Genomic DNA, 1,005 nt, shown 5'->3' with positions numbered 1-1,005 from the left:
AGCGAATTTACTTCGCGCTCATGTAACGTGGCTTTGGTGTTTAAAAGCGAGGTGTAAAACCTCACCTACGATATGTGCAACCCAGTAGGTGCGAATTTACTTCGCGCTTTTATAGTTAATATTTAAATTACGATTTTATCTGTACTAAATCAAAGTCAGCCATGCCAGGTACAATTGCCTGCAGGCGAGACTCAGTAACATCGAGCGCGTTCAAACATTCGCAATATTCTGAAGCTTTTAGCTCAAGTTGATGTGCTTTTTTTTGCAATGATTTATCAATTTCTTTTGAAATGATATCCATTCGCTGTCCCATATCGTTAATACGATCTTCTATATTACCTTCTCGCGACTTAAACGCATCACCTAGTGACACCAAAATGGCACCGAGAGACCCATGAACTGCGGAATGAATTTTTTGGCTGATCTCTTTAGTAAAAAAATCATCTATTTGAGAAAGTGATTGCGGGGCTATAAAAAAGAAATCATCGCCGCGCTTAAATTTATCCATCAGCGCACGCTCTACATATTGCAGTTGGGTTTTAAGCACCTCAGGCTCTTTATCTGACATACCTTCAACCACGTGCTCAATAGCACTTAAACCTAAATTAACACCATCGGTGGCTAAATTAACTAGTTCAGGGACTGTATGGCGAATACCATTACTAAACTGCTCGAGCACTTTACTTTCGTCATCACTTAAATCAACCCAATAACCGCGAATAAACAGTTGGTTATTGTTGTTAATTTGCACACGTGTTTGGCCTTTATCAACAATTCGAATTACATCGTCGGTGATGATTAACCCATGCCTGAGTTCTACATCACATTGCTTTTGAGCAAATACACTGGTGCTTGAAAGTGCTATGGACAACGCCAATATCGAACGAGATAGAAACGCCATAAACACCTCAAAAAGACTAAAATGGAAGGCGAGTAGGTTAACAAAAAACCAACTTTATGCAAGTAAAAGAACATGCACAATACAAACACTACACAGCTAATTAA

At 39.1% G+C, this 1,005-nt stretch carries 1 protein-coding gene; it reads right to left on the bottom strand.

Annotated features, from left to right (window positions below):
• Nucleotides 1-127: 127 nt before the first annotated feature.
• On the bottom strand, nucleotides 128-901 hold the full coding sequence (locus tag P20495_RS08880; RefSeq protein WP_007376785.1) for a YggN family protein: 774 nt from the start codon (nucleotides 899-901) through the stop codon (nucleotides 128-130).
• Nucleotides 902-1,005 lie beyond the last annotated feature (104 nt).

Source organism: Pseudoalteromonas sp. BSi20495 (assembly GCF_000241185.1).
In the GTDB taxonomy this organism is placed as follows: domain Bacteria; phylum Pseudomonadota; class Gammaproteobacteria; order Enterobacterales; family Alteromonadaceae; genus Pseudoalteromonas; species Pseudoalteromonas fuliginea.
The sequence above is the reverse complement of the archived record's forward strand: the minus strand, read 5'-3'. Positions and strand labels throughout refer to the sequence as shown.

What these genes read in the sequence shown, in the direction of transcription:
- P20495_RS08880 (WP_007376785.1), bottom strand. Translation starts at nt 901, where the DNA reads ATGGCGTTTCTATCTCGTTCGATATTGGCGTTGTCCATAGCACTTTCA.